20 protein-coding genes are annotated in these 21,794 nt (G+C 33.6%); 11 read left to right on the forward strand and 9 right to left on the reverse strand.

Annotated features, from left to right (window positions below; genetic code table 11):
• Positions 1-5: 5 nt before the first annotated feature.
• Positions 6-1,232 (reverse strand): HD domain-containing protein, encoded by a 1,227-nt coding sequence (locus ED556_RS08400; protein ID WP_296322102.1) that lies wholly within the window; start codon positions 1,230-1,232, stop codon positions 6-8.
• A 34-nt stretch (positions 1,233-1,266) separates the two neighbouring features.
• Between ED556_RS08400 and ED556_RS08405 the strand changes: the two genes are divergently transcribed.
• From ED556_RS08405 to ED556_RS08430, 6 genes are all read left to right on the forward strand, one after another.
• Positions 1,267-2,820, forward strand: a complete 1,554-nt coding sequence (locus tag ED556_RS08405; protein WP_296322107.1) for a PglZ domain-containing protein — start codon at positions 1,267-1,269, stop codon at positions 2,818-2,820.
• A 94-nt stretch (positions 2,821-2,914) separates the two neighbouring features.
• On the forward strand, positions 2,915-3,370 hold the full coding sequence (gene tsaE / locus ED556_RS08410) for a tRNA (adenosine(37)-N6)-threonylcarbamoyltransferase complex ATPase subunit type 1 TsaE (RefSeq protein ID WP_296322110.1): 456 nt from the start codon (positions 2,915-2,917) through the stop codon (positions 3,368-3,370).
• A gap of 158 nt (positions 3,371-3,528) precedes the next feature.
• Positions 3,529-3,672 carry a hypothetical protein gene (locus ED556_RS08415; RefSeq protein WP_296322112.1) on the forward strand — a complete coding sequence of 48 codons (144 nt, stop codon included), beginning with the start codon at positions 3,529-3,531 and terminating at the stop codon, positions 3,670-3,672.
• Between the two features lie 31 nt (positions 3,673-3,703).
• Entirely contained in the window at positions 3,704-4,165 is a 462-nt protein-coding gene (locus ED556_RS08420; RefSeq protein ID WP_296322115.1) for a hypothetical protein, read from the forward strand.
• A gap of 65 nt (positions 4,166-4,230) precedes the next feature.
• On the forward strand, positions 4,231-5,430 hold the full coding sequence (locus tag ED556_RS08425) for an alanine dehydrogenase (RefSeq protein WP_296322119.1): 1,200 nt from the start codon (positions 4,231-4,233) through the stop codon (positions 5,428-5,430).
• Positions 5,431-5,465: 35 nt separating this feature from the next.
• Complete coding sequence (locus ED556_RS08430) at positions 5,466-5,840, forward strand: hypothetical protein (protein WP_296322122.1); 375 nt, start codon at positions 5,466-5,468, stop codon at positions 5,838-5,840.
• Here ED556_RS08430 and ED556_RS08435 read toward each other — a convergent pair.
• Positions 5,837-7,009: a proline dehydrogenase family protein gene (locus ED556_RS08435; protein WP_296322125.1), complete on the reverse strand. Its 1,173-nt coding sequence runs from the start codon at positions 7,007-7,009 to the stop codon at positions 5,837-5,839. The two genes, ED556_RS08430 and ED556_RS08435, sit on opposite strands and share 4 nt — an antisense overlap.
• A gap of 93 nt (positions 7,010-7,102) precedes the next feature.
• On the opposite strand from ED556_RS08435, the gene aroB reads away from it, so the two are divergent.
• Positions 7,103-8,170, forward strand: coding sequence for a 3-dehydroquinate synthase (gene aroB / locus ED556_RS08440; RefSeq protein ID WP_296322128.1), 1,068 nt, complete (start codon positions 7,103-7,105; stop codon positions 8,168-8,170).
• Here aroB and ED556_RS08445 read toward each other — a convergent pair whose 3' ends face one another.
• Positions 8,171-9,235, reverse strand: a complete 1,065-nt coding sequence (locus tag ED556_RS08445) for a DUF3667 domain-containing protein (protein ID WP_296322131.1) — start codon at positions 9,233-9,235, stop codon at positions 8,171-8,173.
• A 168-nt stretch (positions 9,236-9,403) separates the two neighbouring features.
• Between ED556_RS08445 and ED556_RS08450 the strand changes: the two genes are divergently transcribed.
• Positions 9,404-10,066, forward strand: coding sequence for a hypothetical protein (locus tag ED556_RS08450; RefSeq protein ID WP_296322134.1), 663 nt, complete (start codon positions 9,404-9,406; stop codon positions 10,064-10,066).
• Positions 10,067-10,199: 133 nt separating this feature from the next.
• Positions 10,200-11,420, forward strand: coding sequence for a hypothetical protein (locus ED556_RS08455; RefSeq protein WP_296322136.1), 1,221 nt, complete (start codon positions 10,200-10,202; stop codon positions 11,418-11,420).
• A 73-nt stretch (positions 11,421-11,493) separates the two neighbouring features.
• On the opposite strand, the gene ED556_RS08460 is transcribed toward ED556_RS08455, so the two are convergent.
• From ED556_RS08460 to ED556_RS08475, 4 genes are read right to left on the reverse strand one after another with little or no spacing between them, the layout of a single operon-like run.
• Positions 11,494-12,942, reverse strand: a complete 1,449-nt coding sequence (locus ED556_RS08460) for a polysaccharide biosynthesis C-terminal domain-containing protein (RefSeq protein WP_296322140.1) — start codon at positions 12,940-12,942, stop codon at positions 11,494-11,496.
• Positions 12,943-12,961: 19 nt separating this feature from the next.
• On the reverse strand, positions 12,962-14,260 hold the full coding sequence (locus ED556_RS08465) for a glycosyltransferase family 4 protein (protein WP_296322142.1): 1,299 nt from the start codon (positions 14,258-14,260) through the stop codon (positions 12,962-12,964).
• Positions 14,260-16,692, reverse strand: a complete 2,433-nt coding sequence (locus ED556_RS08470) for a YfhO family protein (RefSeq protein WP_296322145.1) — start codon at positions 16,690-16,692, stop codon at positions 14,260-14,262. Before ED556_RS08470 ends, ED556_RS08465 begins: the two co-directional genes overlap by 1 nt.
• A 29-nt stretch (positions 16,693-16,721) precedes the next feature.
• Positions 16,722-17,003: a DUF4834 family protein gene (locus ED556_RS08475; RefSeq protein WP_296322149.1), complete on the reverse strand. Its 282-nt coding sequence runs from the start codon at positions 17,001-17,003 to the stop codon at positions 16,722-16,724.
• Positions 17,004-17,095: 92 nt separating this feature from the next.
• Between ED556_RS08475 and ED556_RS08480 the strand changes: the two genes are divergently transcribed.
• Both ED556_RS08480 and ED556_RS08485 read left to right on the forward strand, forming a co-directional pair.
• Positions 17,096-18,082: a transporter gene (locus tag ED556_RS08480; RefSeq protein WP_296322152.1), complete on the forward strand. Its 987-nt coding sequence runs from the start codon at positions 17,096-17,098 to the stop codon at positions 18,080-18,082.
• A 9-nt stretch (positions 18,083-18,091) separates the two neighbouring features.
• Entirely contained in the window at positions 18,092-19,213 is a 1,122-nt protein-coding gene (locus tag ED556_RS08485; protein ID WP_296322154.1) for a GTP cyclohydrolase, read from the forward strand.
• A 55-nt stretch (positions 19,214-19,268) separates the two neighbouring features.
• Here ED556_RS08485 and ED556_RS08490 read toward each other — a convergent pair whose 3' ends face one another.
• Entirely contained in the window at positions 19,269-20,528 is a 1,260-nt protein-coding gene (locus ED556_RS08490; RefSeq protein WP_296322157.1) for an aminotransferase class I/II-fold pyridoxal phosphate-dependent enzyme, read from the reverse strand.
• 192 nt (positions 20,529-20,720) lie between these two features.
• On the reverse strand, positions 20,721-21,758 hold the full coding sequence (locus tag ED556_RS08495) for a cysteine synthase family protein (protein ID WP_296322160.1): 1,038 nt from the start codon (positions 21,756-21,758) through the stop codon (positions 20,721-20,723).
• Positions 21,759-21,794: the final 36 nt, after the last annotated feature.

Raw genomic sequence — 21,794 nt, forward strand, 5'->3', positions numbered from 1 at the left:
ATGCATTACATTTTCTTTTTAGGATAGCATATGTAGTATTTGGTTACTGGCTTGCTTAATGCCTTTAGGTTTAAATGGTCGCTCACTTTAATAATATCCTTTGTTTTTCCTGATTTCAGCAAAATATTTATTTGATTGCTTGAGCTTTGATATGCTTGGTTTGAAATCTGACCGCTAAAGACAAAATATTTGGCTTCGTCTCTGGTAATATTATATTTTTCTATTAAAGCCTCTTGGTGAGTTTTTAAACTAGACTGCTTAATGGATTGATTCTTTATTTTAATACGTAATAAGTCTCTGTTAATTATAATCTCGCATAGATTACTTAAAACAAAATCATCATGATATTGCCATGCTTTCATTGCCGAAACAATATCATAATCATCTAATCTTGAAAACACCTCCAAACGCTCTTCATCAAAATTCGAGATATTAATGTCGTTTTTTAAAAAGAATTGCAATGGCGCACTACAATCTAATTCAACACCTTGCTTTACTAATTCTTTTGCTCTTTTAAGAACACGCGTTAAAATTTGTTCTGCAACTAGACCAGTTTTATGCAAGTACACTTGCCAATACATAAAGCGTCTCGCGATTAAAAACTTTTCTACACTGTAAATGCCCTTTTCTTCAATGACTAAAGTATCATCAACGACATTAAGCATAGTAATTAATCTCTCGCTATTAATGTTTCCTTCGGCAACTCCAGTATAAAAACTATCACGCTTTAGGTAATCAGCTCTATCCATGTCTAACTGGCTAGAAATTAACTGACACATAAAGCGTCTTGGATATTTACCTTTGAAAATTTCGATGGCAGTGGTTAAATTTCCGTTAAATTCAACATTCAATTTTTCCATGAAAGCCAAAGAAATCTCTTCATGAGAAATACCATCTACAATGCTATGCTCCATCGCATGCGAAAACGGACCATGACCCATGTCATGTAATAAGATAGTGACATAAAGTGCAGATTCTTCGTCTTCAGAAATGCTAACCCCTTTAAAACGAAGCACATTCACTGCTTTTTGCATAAGGTGCATGCTTCCTAAAGCATGATGAAAACGTGTATGATGCGCTCCTGGATATACCAAATAAGACATTCCCATTTGGCTAATACGTCTTAGTCTCTGAAAATATCTATGCTCAATTAAATCAAAAACAAGCCTATTAGGGATTGTAATAAAACCGTAAATTGGGTCGTTAAATATTTTAAGTTTGTTACTGGACAACTTTTAAAATTTATTAATCAAAAAACAAATATACATGAACACTATAAATATTCTCTGGGTTGATGACGAAATTGACTTACTTAAACCTCATATCTTATTCTTAGAAAAAAAGGATTATGAAGTTTCAACATGTCAAAGTGGTACAGAAGCTTTAGAAATTATAGATGATGTAAATTTTGATATCGTATTCCTTGATGAAAATATGCCAGGTTTAACTGGGTTAGAAACACTAAATGAGTTAAAAGAAAAACGGCCTAATCTTCCGGTAGTAATGATTACTAAGAGTGAAGAAGAATATATTATGGAAGAAGCCATTGGTAGTAAAATAGCAGATTATTTAATAAAACCTGTTAATCCAAATCAAATTCTTTTAAGCCTGAAGAAAAACTTAGACTTATCGCGTTTAGTATCTGAAAAAACTACTTCTAACTATCAACAAGAGTTTCGAAAGATCGCTATGGATTTGTCTATGGTGAATAGTTATGAAGAATGGGTAGACTTGTATCAAAAGCTTATTTATTGGGAATTAGAGCTTGAAGATATTGAAGATGCTGGCATGACAGATATATTAGAATCACAAAAAACTGAAGCTAATTCTCAATTTGGCAAATTTATAGAACGTAATTATGCAGATTGGTTTCTGCCTAACTCAGATGCACCTTTAATGTCGCATAACCTCTTTAGAGAAAAGGTTGTCCCTGAGTTAAGTGATAAACAACCTACTCTACTTATTGTTATTGATAACCTGCGTTATGACCAATGGAGAGCTTTTGAGCCTATTGTAAATAATTACTACAAAAAAACATCTGAAACATCGTTCTATAGTATTTTACCGACGGCGACACAATATGCTCGTAATGCTATATTTTCTGGATTAATGCCTAGCGATATGGAAAAACTATATCCGCAATATTGGAAGAACGATACTGATGAAGGTGGCAAAAATTTACACGAAGAAGATTTTTTAAGAGAACAATTAAAGCGATTAGGTCTTACTCATATAAGTTATGAGTATCATAAAATTTCTAGTCTCAAAGCAGGTAAAAAGTTAGTAGATAACTTTAAAAGTTTAAAAAATAACGACTTAAATGTTGTTGTGTACAACTTTGTGGATATGCTATCACATTCTAAAACCGAAATGGAAGTTGTAAAAGAGTTGGCCTCTAACGATAAAGCATATCGTTCATTAACAAGGAGTTGGTTTAAAAACTCTCCGTTGCTAGAAATGATTCAATTAGCACAACAGCTCAATTTTAAGTTAATACTTACCACAGATCATGGTACAATAAATGTAACTGCACCAACAAAGGTTATAGGAGATCGAGACACTAGTTTAAATCTTAGATATAAAACAGGGAGAAGCTTAACCTATCAAGATAAGGATGTTGTTGCCGTTAAAGACCCTAAGTCTATTCATCTACCTTCTATAACTATGAGTAGCTCATTTATTTTTGCTAAAGGTGATTTGTTTTTGGCCTATCCAAATAATTTTAATCATTATGTAAGTTATTACAGAAACACCTATCAACATGGTGGTGTTTCATTAGAAGAAATGATCATTCCGTTCGTGGTTTTAGACCCTAAATAACTCCATGTAAGGCATAAAAATCCGACGAAATACACTTTTTTCTAGGTTTTTTGGATAAAATTATGTAATATTGCTAGCCTTAATCTCATGAGCTTTGGCTATAAAAGAGTTTACATATAACCTAGAAGACATTTATGTTACGGCTTCTCAACTATTAAAACACCTTAAATCTAAGGCTGTTGTGTTTAATGGTGAAATGGGAGTAGGTAAAACAACATTGATTAAAGCTTTACTCAAAGCTATGGGAAGTAACGATAGTGTTACTAGCCCTACGTTTTCTATAGTGAATGAATATTCTATCCCAAACGATAAAGTTTTTCACTTTGATTTTTACAGAATTGAAGATATTGAAGAAGCTTATAATTTTGGTATAGAAGATTATTTAAACTCCGACCATTGGTTATTTATGGAATGGTCAGAGCGTATAGCTCCACTATTACCTGAGCACTTATCTATTATAGATATAGCGGTAAACAGTACAGAAAATAGAACCCTCAAACTAACCATAGAAACAAATAATTTAACTGAAAAAATGCAACATAGCGGCTAAACATATCATACACATTACTGCCAAAGGCGTATAGCTATTACGGTTTTTCCGTAATAAGAAACTTAAAATTCATCGGATTTTAACACAAAGTGGTTTCATCTAAAGGTAAATGCATACTTAAATTTGTACCATAATTAATTAATTAAATCCCTTGAATTATGAAAAGTAAAAAATTAATCTTAGCTATTGCCATTTTTGGTGGTATGTTGTTTACTGCAGAAGCAACTAATATCATTGACCTAGATGGACAAGCCAAAACTGAACTTAAGAAAAAGAAAAGAAAAGTTCCTACAGCAGGATAAGAACAGTAGGAAGTCAATTATAGTAGGTACGTTGATTGCAACATTCATTGGTGCATCTCCGTACCTATTTTATTTGTATGAAAATGTACCTACTACACAAGTATGGGAAAATTCATGGTTTACATATGACAGTAAAAGTTGGGAGGATGCTAATTATGCAATGTGGACATTTACCAATAAAATGCTACCATTACTGTTTTTGTTAATTTGGTTTTTCACGAGTAAACATTGGTGGTATCATGTATTAATAGTTCCAATAACAATGTACCTATACCAAACTATCAATATTTTTAATGATAACATTCCAGATATAGATAAGTTTGAACTGATATACATGTTTCCTGTAATGGCTGTGATTATACCTTCTATTTATCTGGTAAGAGCTCAAATGTTTAATAAAATTAATACGGCTGACAAAACCATGGAGGAACTAGAAGCTGAATTTATGCTAAAACCAACAACTCTTTGGGGTAAGATTAAGCAGTATTTTTAAAATTATATCTTCTTTATTTTATTTTTATTCGTAATTTGAGTTATCAAACCAATTAATCAACTCAAATGAGTAAATCGTTGTCTCCGTTTACCAAAGCGCAACTACTCCCACAAGAAGAAACACTAGAGATTCTCAAACAAAAAGGTGAACTTTTTATTGGTATCCCAAAAGAAACGCACTTTCAAGAAAAACGGGTATGCTTAACACCTGACGCCGTTTCTGCGCTTACAGCTAATGGGCATCGTGTAATGGTAGAGTCAGATGCTGGTAAAGGCGCGAACTTTAAGGATAAAGATTATAGTGAAGCTGGAGCTGAGGTTACTAAAGATACTGCAAAGGTATTTTCTTGCCCTATTTTACTTAAGGTAGAACCACCTTCATTGGATGAGATTAAGCTAATCAATCCGCAAACCATACTCATATCAGCCTTACAACTTAAGACACAACATAAAAATTATTTTAAAGCCTTAGCGGAGAAACGTATTACTGCACTCGCATTTGAGTTTATTAAAGACGAAGACGGTGCTTATCCTGCTGTACGTTCTCTAAGTGAAATTGCTGGTACCGCTTCAGTTCTTGTTGCCTCTGAGCTATTATCTAATGTTAATGGTGGTAATGGTTTAATGCTTGGTAATATAAGTGGCGTACCACCAACAGAAATTGTGATTCTCGGTGCAGGAACAGTCGGTGAATTTGCTGCACGTTCTGCCATTGGACTTGGAGCTAATGTCAAAGTATTTGACAACTCAATTACTAAACTTCGTTGTTTGCAATCTAATCTCAATACAACCATATACACATCTACAATGCAACCAAAAAATGTTTTGAAGGCATTAAAGCGTTGCGATGTGGCCATTGGTGCTGTACGAGGAAAAAACCGATCACCAATAGTTGTAACCAAAACCATGGTAGACCACATGAAACCTGGTGCTGTAGTCATAGATGTTAGTATTGATATGGGTGGCTGCTTCGAAACCAGTGAAGTCACAACTCACGATCATCCAACATTTGAATATAATGGCGTTATACACTATTGTGTGCCTAATATTCCTGCACGATACTCCAGAAGTGCCTCAGTATCAATAAGTAACATTTTTACACCTTACCTACTCGAAATTGGTGAAAATGGTGGTATAGAAAACACCCTAAGATTTGATAAAGGTTTAAGAAATGGGTTGTATTTTTACCACGGAATTTTAACTAATAAATCTGTTGCAGATTGGTTTGGTTTAGATTTTAGCGATGCTAATTTGCTGATTTTTTAGACATACCCGTTACAACATTACTTTTTACATTCAGCATGAAATTTATTCAACGACTTGGTTATTATCTTGGTGGCTTTGCTATAGGACTAATCATCTTAATGTTCTTTTTAAACGGAAAAGAAGCATCCTGTGATTATGGACCTAATGCAAGAACTGTAAAAAATATTAACACCAAAAAGCTCAATTATACAGACGAGGTCAAAACAGCACTTCTTTCAGAGGCAATTGATTCAGTCATTATTAGACAACTTATAAAGTATGGAGATGTTAACTTCTCTGAGAGTGATACAAAACCCGAGACATGTAAAATTTATCAGATAGAAAATACGTACAAAGAGAAAGAAGTAATTATGAAGATCGAAAACTGTGAGTTGGTAGCAAAAATTATTGACTTTGAAATCTCAAATTAAATTCTTCGACGTTTCCGTTCAGTCTTGATTAACTCCAACTCTCTATTGGTTTGGCCAGCCACTGAAGTATTTTCTTCTGCTCTTCGTATGAGATAAGGCATCACATCTTTTACCGGACCAAATGGCACATACTTAGCCACGTTATAGCCTTCATCTGCAAGATTAAAGCTTATATGATCACTCATACCATATAATTGCCCAAACCAAACATTATTATCAGATTTTTCAATACCTAATTCACGCATTAAGTCCATTGCCAAGTAGCAACTATCCTCATTGTGCGTACCTATAAAAACTGAAATATCCGTGTTATGATTTAAAATATAAGTTAAGCCCTCATCAAAGTTTTTATCGGTGCTTGCTTTATCCTTACATATTGGTGACTCATAACCCATTTCTTCAGCCCGTTCACGTTCTTTTTCCATATATGCACCACGAACAATTTTCATTCCTATTTTAAAATCATCTTTTTTAGCACGCTCATGCAAAGATTTTAAATACTCCAATCTGTCCCAGCGGTATAACTGTAGCGTATTATAGACAATAGCTTTTTCAGTATTATAAGCTCTCATCATATCCTCTACTAAATCGTCAGCAGCACCTTGCATCCAACTTTCTTCGCCATCAATTAACACTTCAACATCAACAGATTTAGCAGTTTTACACACCTTATGGAATCGAGCTTCTACTCTGCTCCATTCTTCTTGTTCTTCTGGCGAGAATCGAACACCTTCAGATTTCTTTTCGTACAAATGAAAACGTCCAAACGCAGTTGGCTTAAATACAACTATTGGCATCGCATCACGCTCATCACAAAACTCGATAATTCTCAATATTTTGCTTACGGCATCATCAAACTGATCTTCAGAGGCTTTGCCTTCAACTGAATAATCCAAAACTGAACTAACACCTTTTTTATACATATTTTCAATTGCAGGCAAACAATCATCTTCGTTTACTCCACCACAAAAGTGATCAAACACCGTAGAACGAATTAAACCTTCGACTGGTAAACTAGCATTTAAGGCAAATTTTGTTACTGCAGTACCTATGCGAACCAATGGTTCTTTAGATATCATTTTGAATAAAAAATAAGCACGTTCTAGTTCAGAATCTGATTTGAGTGTAAAGGCAGTTTTGGTATTATCAAATAAGGTGTTTTTGCTCATAGTATGTAATATATTGCAAACAAAAATAACCATAAGAATTGTTAATATCAGAAAAAACTAACTATTTTCACACTCTCTAATTTTATACCTAAAATGCAGGCAATAAAAACCAAAAATGCAACGGTAGTATTCAATGATGATGCTTATAAAGCACTTAATCATTATATAAAAAATGAAAATCCATCAAAGATTTTTATTCTTGTTGATACCAACACACATGATGCTTGCCTGCCACATTTTATGTCCAAACTTAACTCTAGTACTATTGAAGTAGAAATTATGGAAATGCCTGACGGTGAAGACCATAAAACTATTGATATCTGTACTGGTGTTTGGGAAGCAATGTCACAATATCACGCGGACCGTAAGAGCTTATTAATAAATCTTGGTGGTGGCGTTGTTACAGATTTAGGCGGTTTTGTCGCCTGCACCTACATGCGTGGTATTAAGTATATCAACGTTCCTACTTCACTTTTGGCAATGGTAGATGCTTCTGTAGGTGGTAAAACTGGCGTTGACTTAGGACATTTAAAAAATCAGATTGGAGTTATAAGTGAAAGTGACCTTGTCTTGGTTGATGTGTCATTTCTAGGAACACTTCCACAAAACCATATGATTTCTGGATTTGCTGAAATGCTAAAGCATGGTTTAATTACAGATGCAGACTATTGGCACAAATTAACACATCTAGAAAATTTAGATATATCAGATCTAGATCAATTAATCTATGATTCTGTTATTATAAAAAATGGCGTGGTAACTAAAGACCCAACTGAGCAAGGCTTACGTAAAACTTTAAACTTTGGGCATACCTTAGGACACGCCATCGAGAGCTATTTTCTCGATCATGAAATTCCGCTTTTACATGGTGAGGCTATTGCAGTTGGTATGATTTTAGAATCCTATATATCTACAAAAATATCTAGTTTATCGGAAGAAGCATTAGATGAAATTTCAAAAGGAATTTCTAAGACTTTTGCTAAAGTACGTTTTGCTGATAATGATTATGCCAAGATTATTGATCTAATGAAGCACGATAAGAAGAATAGTCATGGCGTTATTAAATTTGTACTTCTAGAGGCTATTGGCAAAGCTATAATAGATTGCGAAGTGCCTAACGAAATAATTCTTGAGGCTTTTAGGTATTACAATAGTTTGTAATTAAGAATTCATGACACCAAAAATCAACAACAATGTTCCTGTTGTTGGTATCACCATTAGCATAAAAACAAATGTGATTACGCAACATTTTAAAAATGTGGTAAACCAATTTCTATTGTAAAAATTTAGTAACGCTACATAAAAATAAAAGAATGTTGATAGTACGATAAGCCAACTAATCCAGCCGGGAATAGGAAATAAAAATAAGTCGGTAACTAACAGTAAAGCAAAAACTGTGAATAAGAATGAAAAGAAATAAAAGCTAAACACAAGGTGATGTGAATAGCGTCCACGTCTGAAATAAAAAATCTTTAAGAGCAGAGCAAATAACGGTAGTAAAATAAACATTGCAATTGGAACAGCATCTACTGCTCTCTGAATAATTGAACCAGCTCCAGTACCTTTAACAATGTTAAGCATACCCGAAAACAATCGCTTTTCAAAAAAACCAGGGTCATCAGACATGCCCATTTCCTTATATATAACACTATCATCTGCTCCTATGGCAATAAGAGAGTCTACTTTCTTTTTATCAAAATCCCAGCTTGTTTTAAGGTTTTGACTATCTCCAGAATTTATAATTGAATCCGTTGCTTTTAATTCTTCATCGCTCATGCCAAGTAACTTCTGATTCTCCTTTAATGAGTTTAATACTTGTGCTTTTTGTATAGAGTCAAACTCCTTTTTTGTGTCCTCTGGAATCAGTTCTACATTATTTGAGGACACAATTTTTTTATTTATTGCATCTGCCTCTTTTTTCCAATCGGCGACTACAAAAGAGAATAAAAAGAAAAATATAACTGAGACAAACAGATACATCTGAGCAGGATGCAAATACATTAATCGCTTTCCTTGTAAAAATCGCTTTGCCAAATAACCTGGCCTAAACATTAATGGTAAGAAGCTCTTTAGAAATCTAGCATCAAAAGAGAAGTAGTTACTTATGGTATTATAAAACAGAACACCAATGGTAAGTTCTTCGTTAGTCTTTTGTCCACAATGTGGACAAAACTTAAAGCCTTCATCAAAAGGCTGATCACAATTTTGACAATTAATTTGACTCATGGTTGGTTAGTAAGCGTTTTAAAATTACAAAATATCCATTAAATCAAGTCTTCATATTCAGCAATTTAAAACTGATAGTTTTCTTTGGCACATTAATTGGTTTGGAATAAGAAAATAGCGTAAGCCGAAAAGCTAAACACGAGTAGGCATCATCTAAATTTAAAAATTATGAAAAAAATGATTTTACTTTTTACAGCGATGTTAATAGGATTAACATCTGTAACAGCAGCAGAGCATAATTCTGCAAAAAAAGTTAAAGATTTAGATCTTACATCACGCTATCGTTATACACAACCTATTATGTTTGTAGAACGTGGTGTAGAATTTCTAATCTTTACTGATGGAAGTTTTGATTTTAATACTGATGTTTTCAGTAATTCACCACGAAGAGGCAATTTTTACCAAAGAAACCGCCGTGGTGGTCCAAATAGATCATTCGGTGCACCTGGAACTCAATATAGACATTTTGGCTCCAGAGGTGTGCGAGTTACACATGATTATTTGGGCCGAGTGCGACGAATAGGAAATGTATTTATTAACTACGACAGGCAAGGAAGAGTAAAACGAGTTGGTACTGTTTATATGCGGTATAGACATGGTTTATTACAACGCGTAGGAAACTTACGATTACTATACAACAGACGAGGTCGTATTATAGGCTATACTGGTCAAGTAAATTTTAGTAATCCATATTGCGGTTTAGATTTTGGCAACGGCATTAATAATAACTGGAACAATGACCAATGGGATGATGATGACTGGAATAATAATGACGATGATTTTTATTACTATAGAGAAAATGGTAAAATAAAAAGAAGGTCAAGAGATTAATTTTAAAAATAGAAAACCCGAGAAAAATACTTTCTCGGGTTTTTGTTTTGAAAACTAGCAATAACAGGGTGTTTTAGATTTTGGCACGCTGTTTGGTAATAGTAAAATAGATAAACTTTAAAACTCTATTATTATGAAAAGGATTCTATTTTTATTAGCAAGTGTTTTCCTTATTGGAGGTACTACTTATGCAACAACCAACTCAACATTAGAAGCTGAAGCTTCACTAAATACATTTGTGAGAGGTTATGGTAATTCTTTCATATTTGTAGAAGACGGAATTGAATTTGCAGTTTTCCCGGATGGGCAATTCGATTTTTATGCTAGAGGATTTGGGCCAAATGTAAATCTAGGCTTTAACAACAGAAATGTGAGCTTTAGTTTTAATACTGGTTTTGATTATAATCCATTTGTGCAGTACGATAGTTTTGGTGCAGTTATACAGATTGAAAACACACCAGTATTCTATGATTACTATGGTCGTGTATCGCAAATCGGAAACATCTTTATCAACTACAATGGATTTGGTAGAATACAGCGAATAGGTGGACTAAATGTATTTTGGAGAGGAAATGTATTCTCTCATTATACAGGTTTTATTAATGTATATAACAGAGCGTACGTTTTTAGACCATGGCACAGATATTATAGAGTTCCTGCGTTTAACTTATGTATTGTAAATACTAGACCGTATAGACAATTCTATAACCCTGTAAGACATGTATACTACAGACCATATATTAACAACACAAGAATTGTAAACATAAATGGTCGTAGAGGTAATAACAGATACGGCAGACGCTCTGCAAATAACTTTGATAGACGTTATGCACAAACACCACGAAATGCTCGTGAGCGCAATATAGGACGTCGTGCACAAGAACGTAATGCTACTATAACTCGAAGTCGTACAGACCGAACGCGCAATAGTGTTGCAAGAAACAGAGGCGAAGTTACTAGAAATAGCAGTACTCGCAGAAATCAGGTAAATAGAGCAAATACGCCTACAAGAGATAGAAGTCGTGAAAGAAGTATTACACAATCACGTTCTAAAAGAAATGAAACGGTTACACGTTCTAACTCTAGGACAAATAGATCATCTGTAAGCACAAGAACAAATAGAAGTTCTCAAGCTAATAAGAGAACTACTACTCAGAGAAGAACTGTAACAACAAACAGAGGTAATAAAACTATAAAACGTTCTACAGTTAATAGAACAACGAGAACTACTCCTAAGAGACAGAATAGCATTAGTAGAAGCTCAAGAAAATCGTCTTCCGCAAATGCAAGAAGTGGCTCAAATAGAAGTTCAAAATCAAGATCTACAAGATCTAATTCTCGAAGAAGAGGATAAATAATTTTTTGGTTGGTTAGATAGAATATCCTGTAAGTGTGTGCCTCAAAGCACATTGCAGGATGTTCTCATTTTATATATACTTCTTAATTAAGTCTGAAATATCTGAAGATATATTAAGCTTAAACACTATTACTAAGTATAATAATACTGTAAGTATTGACTTTAGAAGTATATTTATGATTGGGTGAAATGAAAATTCAAAAGAATAGAAGGCAAAAGAAAACACCGCCAGTATAACAAATAACTTAAGGGTATTGATTGTAAACGGTGACATCTGCAACTTAAGTTTTACAAAAATTAACTTTATTGAATTATAGAAACAGATAGCTAAAAAAGTCGCCAAAGCAGATCCATTAATACCATATTTAGGAATAAATATCATATTTAAGACTATAGCTAAAACTGCCAACAAAACTCCAAAAAATAAAATTACTCTATAGTAATCACTATTGAACAAAATAGCATTGTTGTTTCCCATAATATTGTCGTACAACTTAGCCAAGCCAATTATTAATACAACAAACAAGCCTCCAGAAAATTGTTGAGGTAGAACTTCATATAACATATTGATGTTGGTAACAATCAATAAGAATATGAGGCCACTTATTACTAAAAGATTAATAGAGCTTTTTTTATAAAGTGATTGTAATTCATCTTTATTATTCTCATTGAGAAACTTAGCTGTTAACGGCATCATTATCTGATGCATTGCCCGTTGTGGTACAGAAATTACAGTAGCAATAAAAACAGCTACACTATAATAGGCTACAGTTTCAATTTCAAGATATTGAGCAATCATAAATTTGTCTAAATCAAGCACAATCATTGCTATTGACCCAGCTATTATGATAAGAAAACTATACTTTAATATAGCGTCTAAACCTTCTACTCTATTGAATTTTAGCACTGGAAATTTTAAATAGAATGCGTATAGCTTCATAATAATCATTCTTACCACATATACACCTACCAAGCATAAAATAAATGTGTCTACACTAATCATTTCGAAATAAACACCACATAATAATATTGCGATACAAGCTCTATGAAATACTTCTCTCATCATATTTCCAAAAACAGTCTTCATATGTACCTTAGACCATGAAAAAAAGATTTCGAAATAAGCCATAGCTATAGCCGTGATATAGATATACCATACATAATCATAGACTAAGGCGTTCTTTTTTGATAGCAGAGTTGCAATAAAATCATAAGAAATACTACCAATAATACCTGTTGGAATAATAAATACCAATGGCAACAGTAACATTAAAGTTAAAAATGAATTGAGGCTATTCTTGGTTTTAAATTTTGAATAGAATTTTATCAAAGCATTTTGAACACCAAATGCCATAAATGGTAGCATTATATTGGCAGAAGATAAGATAAAAGCCACCAAACCGAAGTACTCATCAGACAAAAAGTTAACGTATAAGAAAAGTGTATTGATTGCACCAATACCAAATCCTATATAGGTGCTAATTGTATTTTTGAAGGTTTGCCTAATGACTATTCCCATGGTTTTAAAAATACAACTTTTACGGTTGAGAGAAACTTTTAATAAGATTCGCCAAAGATTCTGTTAGTGCTTTACGGCTATAATTTTCTAAACCAACAGGTTTTGTTCCTTGGTTTCCAGTTTTAAAAGACTCAAAATAAGTTAAAATTTGTGCTTTCAATTTTTCTTTTTCAGAATATAGAAGGTAGCTTCCTGTATTGGTTGTATTGATAATACCTTCAATATCAGAATCCTTTGGACCAATTGCCAATATTGGTGTTTTAGATACCATATACTCAAACAATTTCCCTGGAATAATGGCTTTTGTATCTTCAGAGTCTATCTCTATCAATAAAAGTAGTTGCGATTTTTTTTGAAAAGCGATTGCTTCGTCATGGTTAACATAACCAACAAGATTGCAATGGTTTTCGAGTCCATGAGCTTTTATAGCCTTTATTATACTATCACCAACTACTCCAACTAAATTCAATTTAAACTTATCCGCAAAATTTTGATTTTCATTAATGAGTTCTGAAAGTACTTCCCATAAGATGGTTGGATTTCGCTCAGAAAGTAAAGAACCTATATGGGCAATAGTAAATTCGTCATCCTTTTTATCTATACGTACTTCATTAACATCATAACCATTGGTAATAACTTCAATTGAAGTGTCAGTTTTAGCCTCGAATTCTGATTTAGTATTTGAACTTGTAACGATAATCATATCCGCAGAATGAAGCACACTTTTTTCTAAAGCCAAATGTTTACGTTTAGAAGACTCCGTTAGTTTTAGTGATTTATGATAGCCAATTGTTGTCCAAGGATCTCTGAAATCTGCAATCCAATTAATAGTTAGTTTATGTTTTAATTGTAAGCCAATTAAATGCATACTATGAGGTGGTCCTGTAGTAATGATGGTATCAATTTCATTATTTACTACATACGCTGATAAAAATCTTACTGAAGGTTTTATCCAATTTTTTCTGGCATCAGGTATAAAAAAATTACCTCTTATATATAGCAAAAACCTCTCAACAAAAGATTGATTTTTAGTATCGGCAATTACACCCGAACTAATGGTTTTCGATTTCTTTTTTGAGAGCAGATTAGCAAACTGATATGGCTCACTTATGGGTTGTTTAATAATAGTGACATCTTTTGGCACATCATTAATGAGTGAACTATCAGTAATTGGATAATTAGGATTAGATGGACAATATACTATTGGCTCTATATCAAAATCATTGAGGTATTTTACAAACTTAAGCCAACGTTGTACACCGGGCCCACCAGCTGGTGGCCAATAATAAGTCACAATAAGAACTTTTTGAGTTGCCATTAGGCATCAGGCTTAGTTTTCTTAAATTGGTAAAATCCACCTAGTAATAGTAAAATACCTAAAAGTGCAGAACTAGCCAAAGCAATCTTACTACCGTTTTCTACAACTTTTGGCTCAAATTTAAATTCGATTGTATGTTTTCCTTTAGGTATTTCTAAACCTCTAAGCGCATAATTAACTCTTGTATGTGGTACAACTTCACCATCTATATAAGCATTCCAACCCTTGTAATAGTACAATTCAGAAAATACTGCAAAGCCTTCATTACTATTATTGGATTCGTACTCAAGATGGTTAGGTTTGAATGTCTTCAGGGATATTGTAGATAAACTATCAACTGTATATTTTGGTTTTAAATTAAACTCTTGAAAGTTTGATTTAAGTATGATAGCGTCGTTTTTAGTGTTCAAACTATCTAAAGCTAGAATTTCTTCATTAGCGGTTTTTACGACTTTTATTTTAGATACAAACCAGGCGTTTCCATTAGGTTCTGTATACTGCGTTGTTGGTACTGGTCTACCCGATTGGTCTTCAGTAATGATATACTTTGTATTTAGCATATTAAGAACTTCGGTATTGTTCTTATAAATATGAAAATCCATTAATGCATTATATCTATTCAACTTAGCTGCATGATAACCGTTAAGCGAGTTATGAAAATAAGCAGCTCTTGCTGGTCTACTTTGCCCTTCACGCGACACATCAAATACTCTAAAGTGAGATTTGTCTGATTGAATTAATTTATCTGCTCCATTAGCTTGATATGGTTTATCTACCTGACGAGCAGAAACAAAATTATCTGTATTTACATATGCTCTATCTATAACCACTAAGTCAAAGAGTATAAGAACCGCAAATAATAACACCACTATTGTTTCAGATAGCTTTTCTTTCAAAAAGTAATAAATCACGCCAGCAGATAATACAACCAAAACTAATGTTCGTATCGTGTCAGAAACAAAAAGTCCTTTTCTATCTGCAATTAAGGCTTCAACCAATGGCTGTGGTATTCCTTTGTCATTATCTGTAATAAAATCGAATAAGAATGAATGGCAAAGCAAAAAGAAAATAGCCAATCCAGCAGTTATAATAACTGAATATAGCAATGCCTTTAACTTTTCGTCTCTCTTTTCAAAGTCATTAAACAGTCTAACCAATGCGAAAATTCCTAATACCGGAATACACAATTCTAGTACAACCTGAATAGAACTTACTGCACGAAATTTGTTATAAAGCGGAACATATTCAATAAAGAAATCAGTTAAAAAGCCAAAATTCTTTCCGTAAGAAAGGAACAACGACAAGAGTGTTCCTCCAACTAGCCACCATTTTAACCGACCTTTTACTAAAAATAAGCCTAATACAAATAAGAAAATAATAACTGCACCTACATAGGCTGGTGCTTCAACAATAGTTTGGTCTCCCCAATACATTGGGGCATTCCGTGAGACTTCTATGGCATCTATGGGCGAAGCTCCAAGAGCCACATAAGCTTTATACGTTTCTGAATCTTTGCCAATATCTTCACCACTTCCACCACCCATAAATTTAGGAATGAAGAGATTAAACGATTCGGCCAAACCGTAACTGTACTCTGTAATATAGGAAGGATCTAAACCATCTTTAACTTCTTTAGGTGAGCCATCGGCATTAATTGTCAAATCACTCTGTCCACGAGTACTTTCTTTTACATACTCTTGTGTAGCCATAATGTTGGTAGCGTTAAGTCCGACAGCTAATACAGCTGCTATGGACAACATACCAACAGATTTTAAAAAGTGTGGTAATTGCTTTTTGCGATATGCATCTACTAAATATGCTAAACCTAATACCAAAACCAATAATAATAGGTAATAAGTCATTTGGTAATGGTTCGCCACAATTTCTAGTCCGAGTGCTACCGTAGTCAATAAAAACCCCCATATATAATACGATCTGAAGGTGAGTATTATTCCCGATAACACCAATGGCATATAGGCGATAGCATGAGCTTTAGCATTATGACCAACACCTAAAATAATAATGAGATAGGTAGAAAAACCAAATGTAAGCGCTCCTAAAGCTGCTAGTTTGAAATCTACTTTAAGACATAACAATAAGATATAAAACCCTATGAAATATAAAAAAAGGTAATCTGCAGGTCTTGGCAAAAAGCGTATAGTTAAATCTAACTTTTTAATATAATTATGCGGATATTTTGCTCCGAGTTGATACGTGGGCATACCACCAAAGGCACTGTTTGTCCAATACGTTTCTTCACCTTCAGCCTTGGCAAAATCGATCTGCTGTTTCGCCATTCCTTTATAGTGCATAATATCACTTTGAAATATTTTTTTTCCTTGAAGAACTGGACTAAAATAAGCCAAAGACAGAACAACAAAGCCAATTAGGACTAGAAGGTGTGGTAAGACACGTTTTAGATTTAAATTCATGAAAGTTATGAAATGAAATGTGCTGAAAATTAATCAATTTCTTCGTAATCGATATATTCGCCAACGTTTTTATTTGAGTTGTTAGTATTAGAGGGCATTTTATCAATAACCGTCTCACCTTCTTTTTGGTTGGTATTTTGATACGGATTTCTATTATTGAATTGGCCACCAAAACGTTGCTCCATTTTTTTAGCAGCAAATCGCAATAAAAATGGTGCTAATAAACGTGACAATATCTTTACAATAAAATATATTGCAACAATCCAAAGTAAGGTTCTGGCAAGGCCAACAATTGATAAGAAGAAACTCATTAGGTCAAAAATACAATTAACATCATTTATAATACGTTATTATTCCTTAAAAAAAGTATAAAATATCTATATTTGAACATAACCTATTTACAATGAATACTATTAAAAACATATTCGTTTTGCTATTTCTGCTAGCCTCATTACCAGTAATAGCACAGTACACAGATGTCATAAATTCTAATAGACCAGGCGTGTCGAAATCCGCATTTTCAGTTGGTACAAATGTATTACAATTTGAGTTAGGTGGTTTTTCTGTTAAGGAAGAACATACGCCATTAAACTACGAAGTTTCTGGCTTTGGTCTTGATTTTGGAATAAGATATGGACTGCTCTGGGAACAGTTAGAAGTAAATATCGAAGGTGTTTATCAAAATGATACTTTTAAAAGTACGTTAGACAGTAAAAGAGCAAACTTTAGAAATTTAACTATTGGCGCTAAATATTTGGTGTATGACCCATACAAAAATGCTGAAGAGGACAAGCCAAACCTATATAGCTATCATGCTAATAGGCGTTTTAAATGGAAATCATTAATTCCAGCAGTGGCTGTCTATGTGGGTGCTAACTTTGATACAGAAGATAATCCATTTGTTCCTAATTCGCCGTTGTTTACGGCCGCAAGAGACGGCGGATTTAGCCCAAAAGTTATGGTTGCAACACAAAATAACTTTGCTGGCGGTTGGGTATTTGTGACTAATTTTTTAATGGATAGAATTGGAACCGATTATTCCGAGTTTCAGTATATTTTAACCTTAACACATTCATTCTCTGATCAATGGGTATTGTTTGGAGAAGTGCAAGGCATTGATGGAGACTTTTATGCCGATAATCTCTTAAGAGTTGGTGGTGCTTATTTGTGGTCAAAGGATTTTCAATTAGATGCCAATATAGCTTTTAATACTAAGGATACACCTTCAGTTTTCAATATTGCATTTGGTGCTTCTTATCGATTGGATTGGCATAAAGACAAGAAAATTGATAATGGTGGTACTGTTGATGATAAAGTAGATACTTCGAAAAAGAAAAAATCCAGAAAAAAACGAAAAAAGGATACAGACTTTGATTCTGACAATATATAACACAATTATATGATTGAAATTAAAGAAGCTATTTCAAAGAAAGAATTAAAGGCTTTCGTCAAATTCCCCTTCAAACTTTATAAGAATTCTAAATATTGGGTGCCACCAATTATTAGAGAAGAATTAAAAACTTTTGATAAAACTATTAACCCAGTCTTTAATGATGCAGATGCGCGCTTCTTTTTAGCTTACAAAAACGGAGAGCTTGTAGGTCGTATTGCTGCTATAATAAATTGGCTAGAAGTAAAAGATCAATCCATCAAGAAAATGCGATTTGGTTGGTTTGATTTTATCGATGATCAAGAGGTTAGTAAAGCACTTTTAGATACTGTACGAGATATTGGCATAGAACATCAATTAGAGTTTATTGAAGGCCCTGTAGGCTTTTCAAACTTGGACAAGGTTGGTGTTATGACAGAAGGTTTTGACCATATTGGTACCATGATTACCTGGTATAATTACCCTTATTATCTAAACCATTATGAAAGCTACGGATTGAAAGAATCTAAGGCTTACGTAGAAAGTAAGTTTGCTTACAGCGATATTAAACCCGAAACTTTTACTAAGATTCAAGATTTAATTAAGCGAAGATATAAGCTCAAAGCTTTAGAGTTTAGAACTAGTGATGAAATTATGGCTTATGCAGATGAGATGTTTGATGTTTTTGAAACTTCTCATGCAAAACTATCTTCTTTTGTCGCTATAAATCCGGAGCAAAAGGCCTATTTTAAAAAGAAATTTTTACCCTTTTTAAATCCTGAATATGTTAAGTTCATTGTAGACAAAGACGATAAACTTATTGGCTTTGCCATTGTAACACCTTCTTATGCTGAAGCTTTACAAAAAATGAATGGTAGGCTATTCCCATTTGGCTTTAGGCATATAATGCATGCAAAAAAGCATTCGAAATCAGTAACATTCTATCTTATTGGAATTTTACCAGAGTATCAAAATAAAGGTGTTACTGCGATTATATTTCATGAGTTTTACAGGGAATTTGGAAAGAAAAATATTGAGCAATGTATACGAGGACCTGAACTGGCAGATAACGACGCTATACACAAAATATGGAAACATTTTAACCCAAAAGTTCATAAGCGACGTTGTACGATGAGTAAACCTATAGCATAAAAATTGCCCAATTTTAAAATTGGGCATTTCTAATATATAAAGTTCTTTACTTAATCTATTCTCCCATTGCTGCCATTAAGGCTGCAGACATACGCTTATATGTTCCATTATCAAGACGGTCTCTAATTGCGTCAAATGCATCTAAAGTTTCTTCAACATCTTTTAATGTATGCGTTGCCGTAGGTATCATTCTTAGTAGAATTAATCCTTTAGGTATTACAGGGTAAACCACTATAGAACAGAAGATTCCGTGATTTTCCCTTAAGTCTCTAACTAAGGCCATTGCTTCAGGAATACTTCCTTTAAGGTATACTGGAGTTACACAACTTTGAGTTGTCCCTATATCAAATCCACGTTCTTTTAATCCAGATTGTAATGCATCAACAATTTTCCAAAGATTTTGCTTTAACTCGGGCATCGTACGAAGCATTTCTAAACGTTTCAATGCACCAAGAGTTAATTGCATTTGCAAAGATTTCGCAAACATTTGCGAACGAAGATTATACTTTAAATAATCAATGATCTCTTTATCTGCAGCGATGAATGCCCCTGTACTAGCCATAGATTTAGCAAAAGTCGCAAAATACACATCTATTTCATCTTGTACACCTTGCTCCTCGCCTGCACCAGCTCCAGTAGCACCAAGCGTACCAAAACCATGAGCATCATCAACTAAAAATCTAAAATTAAATTTCTTCTTAAGCTCCACTATTTCTTTAAGACGACCTTGCTCACCACGCATTCCAAATACACCTTCAGAAATTACTAATATGCCACCGCCTGTTTGCTCAGCCATTTTAGTAGCACGCTCTAAGTTCTTTTCTAAACTTTCAACGTCATTATGCTTGTATGTAAAACGCTTACCCATGTGTAAACGAACACCATCAATAATACATGCATGGGCATCAACATCATAAACAATAATATCATCTTTACCTACTAAAGCATCAATAGTAGACATAATACCTTGATATCCGAAGTTTAATAGGTATGCAGCTTCTTTACTTACAAATTCAGCTAATTCATTTTGAAGTTGCTCATGCAAATCTGTGTGCCCAGACATCATTCTTGCGCCCATTGGGTAGGCAGAACCATATTGAGCAGCAGCTTCGGCATCTACTTTTCTTACTTCTGGATGATTTGCAAGACCTAAGTAATCATTAATACTCCATGTAATTACTTCTTTTCCTTGAAACATCATTCTGTTAGAAATTTGTCCTTCTAATTTAGGGAATACAAAATAGCCTTCAGCTTGAGAAGCCCATTTTCCTAAAGGTCCTTTGTCTCTGTAAATCTTTTCGAATAAATCCTTCATCTTATCGTTTTCAGCGCTTTTCACCAAATCTAAGGAGATTTAGTTTATCGTTAAAATAGTTTAGCTTAACCGGGCAAAATTAAGTCAAAATATTATGACAGCATAATTTATTTTTGCCTTTATTCACCAAGTTTTAAACATAAAAAACTCATCAAAATCTTGATGAGTTTTTAAATTATATCATTTAAGTTTTTACTTAACGTATTCTATAGTGGCTTGCATTTCAGTTTGGCTATCAAAAAAGCCTTGATCTTCCATCCATTTATCATTGTAAATCTTACTCATGTATCGAGACCCATGATCAGGGAATACAATAACTATGTTATCGTCTTTACCGAACTCATTTTCGTCAACTAATTGCTTCACAGCTTGTAAAGCAGCTCCACTTGTGTAACCAACAAAAAGTCCTTCTTTGCATGAAATTTCTCTAGCTGTATGCGCGCTCTCTTCGTCTGTCACTTTTACAAACTTATCTATAGTATCAAAATCTGTAGCGGTAGGAATAAGATTCTTACCTAAGCCTTCAATTCTGTAAGGGTAAATTTCGTTGGTATCAAACTCGCGGGTTTCGTGATACTTTTTAAGCACGGAACCATAAGCATCTACACCGATAATTTTAACATCAGGGTTTTGCTCTTTCAAATATCTCGCAATACCAGATATTGTTCCACCGGTACCACTGCATGCAATTAAGTGCGTAATTTTACCTTCAGTTTGTTCCCAAATTTCAGGTCCAGTAGTTTTATAATGCGCTTCAGTGTTTAGGCTATTGAAATATTGGTTGATATATACCGAACCTTTAATTTCATTATGCAAACGTTTTGCTACTTCGTAGTAAGATCTTGGGTCATCAGCTTTTACATGTGCAGGACATACATAAACTTTTGCTCCCATTGATTTTAACATATCAATCTTATCTGGTGAAGACTTAGAGCTTACTGCAAGGATACATTCATAACCTTTGATAATACTAACCATTGCAATACTAAAACCAGTATTACCAGAAGTTGTTTCAATGATAGTATCTCCAGGTTTTAAAATGCCTTGACGCTCTGCTTCTTCAATAATATGAAGTGCAATTCTGTCTTTAGATGAGTGACCAGGATTAAAAGCTTCTACTTTAGCGTAAAAATTACCCTCAAATCCTTCAGTGACGCTGTTTAGTCTAACAAGCGGTGTACTTCCTACAAGTTGAAGTACATTATCGTAAACGTGTTTACTCTTCGTCATATTTGATATTTACAATAACAATATATTAAATGTTAC

Origin of the sequence: Winogradskyella sp. (assembly GCF_003712105.1) — a bacterium.
In the GTDB taxonomy this organism is placed as follows: domain Bacteria; phylum Bacteroidota; class Bacteroidia; order Flavobacteriales; family Flavobacteriaceae; genus Winogradskyella.

Excerpts from the sequence above, each read along its gene's own strand:
- ED556_RS08405 (WP_296322107.1), top strand. The coding sequence starts at position 1,267 with ATGAACACTATAAATATTCTCTGGGTTGATGACGAAATTGACTTACTT.
- ED556_RS08415 (WP_296322112.1), top strand. The coding sequence starts at position 3,529 with ATGAAAAGTAAAAAATTAATCTTAGCTATTGCCATTTTTGGTGGTATG.
- ED556_RS08425 (WP_296322119.1), top strand. The coding sequence starts at position 4,231 with ATGAGTAAATCGTTGTCTCCGTTTACCAAAGCGCAACTACTCCCACAA.
- ED556_RS08430 (WP_296322122.1), top strand. The coding sequence starts at position 5,466 with ATGAAATTTATTCAACGACTTGGTTATTATCTTGGTGGCTTTGCTATA.
- ED556_RS08435 (WP_296322125.1), bottom strand. The coding sequence starts at position 7,009 with ATGAGCAAAAACACCTTATTTGATAATACCAAAACTGCCTTTACACTC.
- aroB (WP_296322128.1), top strand. The coding sequence starts at position 7,103 with ATGCAGGCAATAAAAACCAAAAATGCAACGGTAGTATTCAATGATGAT.
- ED556_RS08445 (WP_296322131.1), bottom strand. The coding sequence starts at position 9,235 with ATGAGTCAAATTAATTGTCAAAATTGTGATCAGCCTTTTGATGAAGGC.
- ED556_RS08450 (WP_296322134.1), top strand. The coding sequence starts at position 9,404 with ATGAAAAAAATGATTTTACTTTTTACAGCGATGTTAATAGGATTAACA.
- ED556_RS08455 (WP_296322136.1), top strand. The coding sequence starts at position 10,200 with ATGAAAAGGATTCTATTTTTATTAGCAAGTGTTTTCCTTATTGGAGGT.
- ED556_RS08460 (WP_296322140.1), bottom strand. The coding sequence starts at position 12,942 with ATGGGAATAGTCATTAGGCAAACCTTCAAAAATACAATTAGCACCTAT.
- ED556_RS08465 (WP_296322142.1), bottom strand. The coding sequence starts at position 14,260 with ATGGCAACTCAAAAAGTTCTTATTGTGACTTATTATTGGCCACCAGCT.
- ED556_RS08470 (WP_296322145.1), bottom strand. The coding sequence starts at position 16,692 with ATGAATTTAAATCTAAAACGTGTCTTACCACACCTTCTAGTCCTAATT.
- ED556_RS08475 (WP_296322149.1), bottom strand. The coding sequence starts at position 17,003 with ATGAGTTTCTTCTTATCAATTGTTGGCCTTGCCAGAACCTTACTTTGG.
- ED556_RS08480 (WP_296322152.1), top strand. The coding sequence starts at position 17,096 with ATGAATACTATTAAAAACATATTCGTTTTGCTATTTCTGCTAGCCTCA.
- ED556_RS08485 (WP_296322154.1), top strand. The coding sequence starts at position 18,092 with ATGATTGAAATTAAAGAAGCTATTTCAAAGAAAGAATTAAAGGCTTTC.
- ED556_RS08490 (WP_296322157.1), bottom strand. The coding sequence starts at position 20,528 with ATGAAGGATTTATTCGAAAAGATTTACAGAGACAAAGGACCTTTAGGA.
- ED556_RS08495 (WP_296322160.1), bottom strand. The coding sequence starts at position 21,758 with ATGACGAAGAGTAAACACGTTTACGATAATGTACTTCAACTTGTAGGA.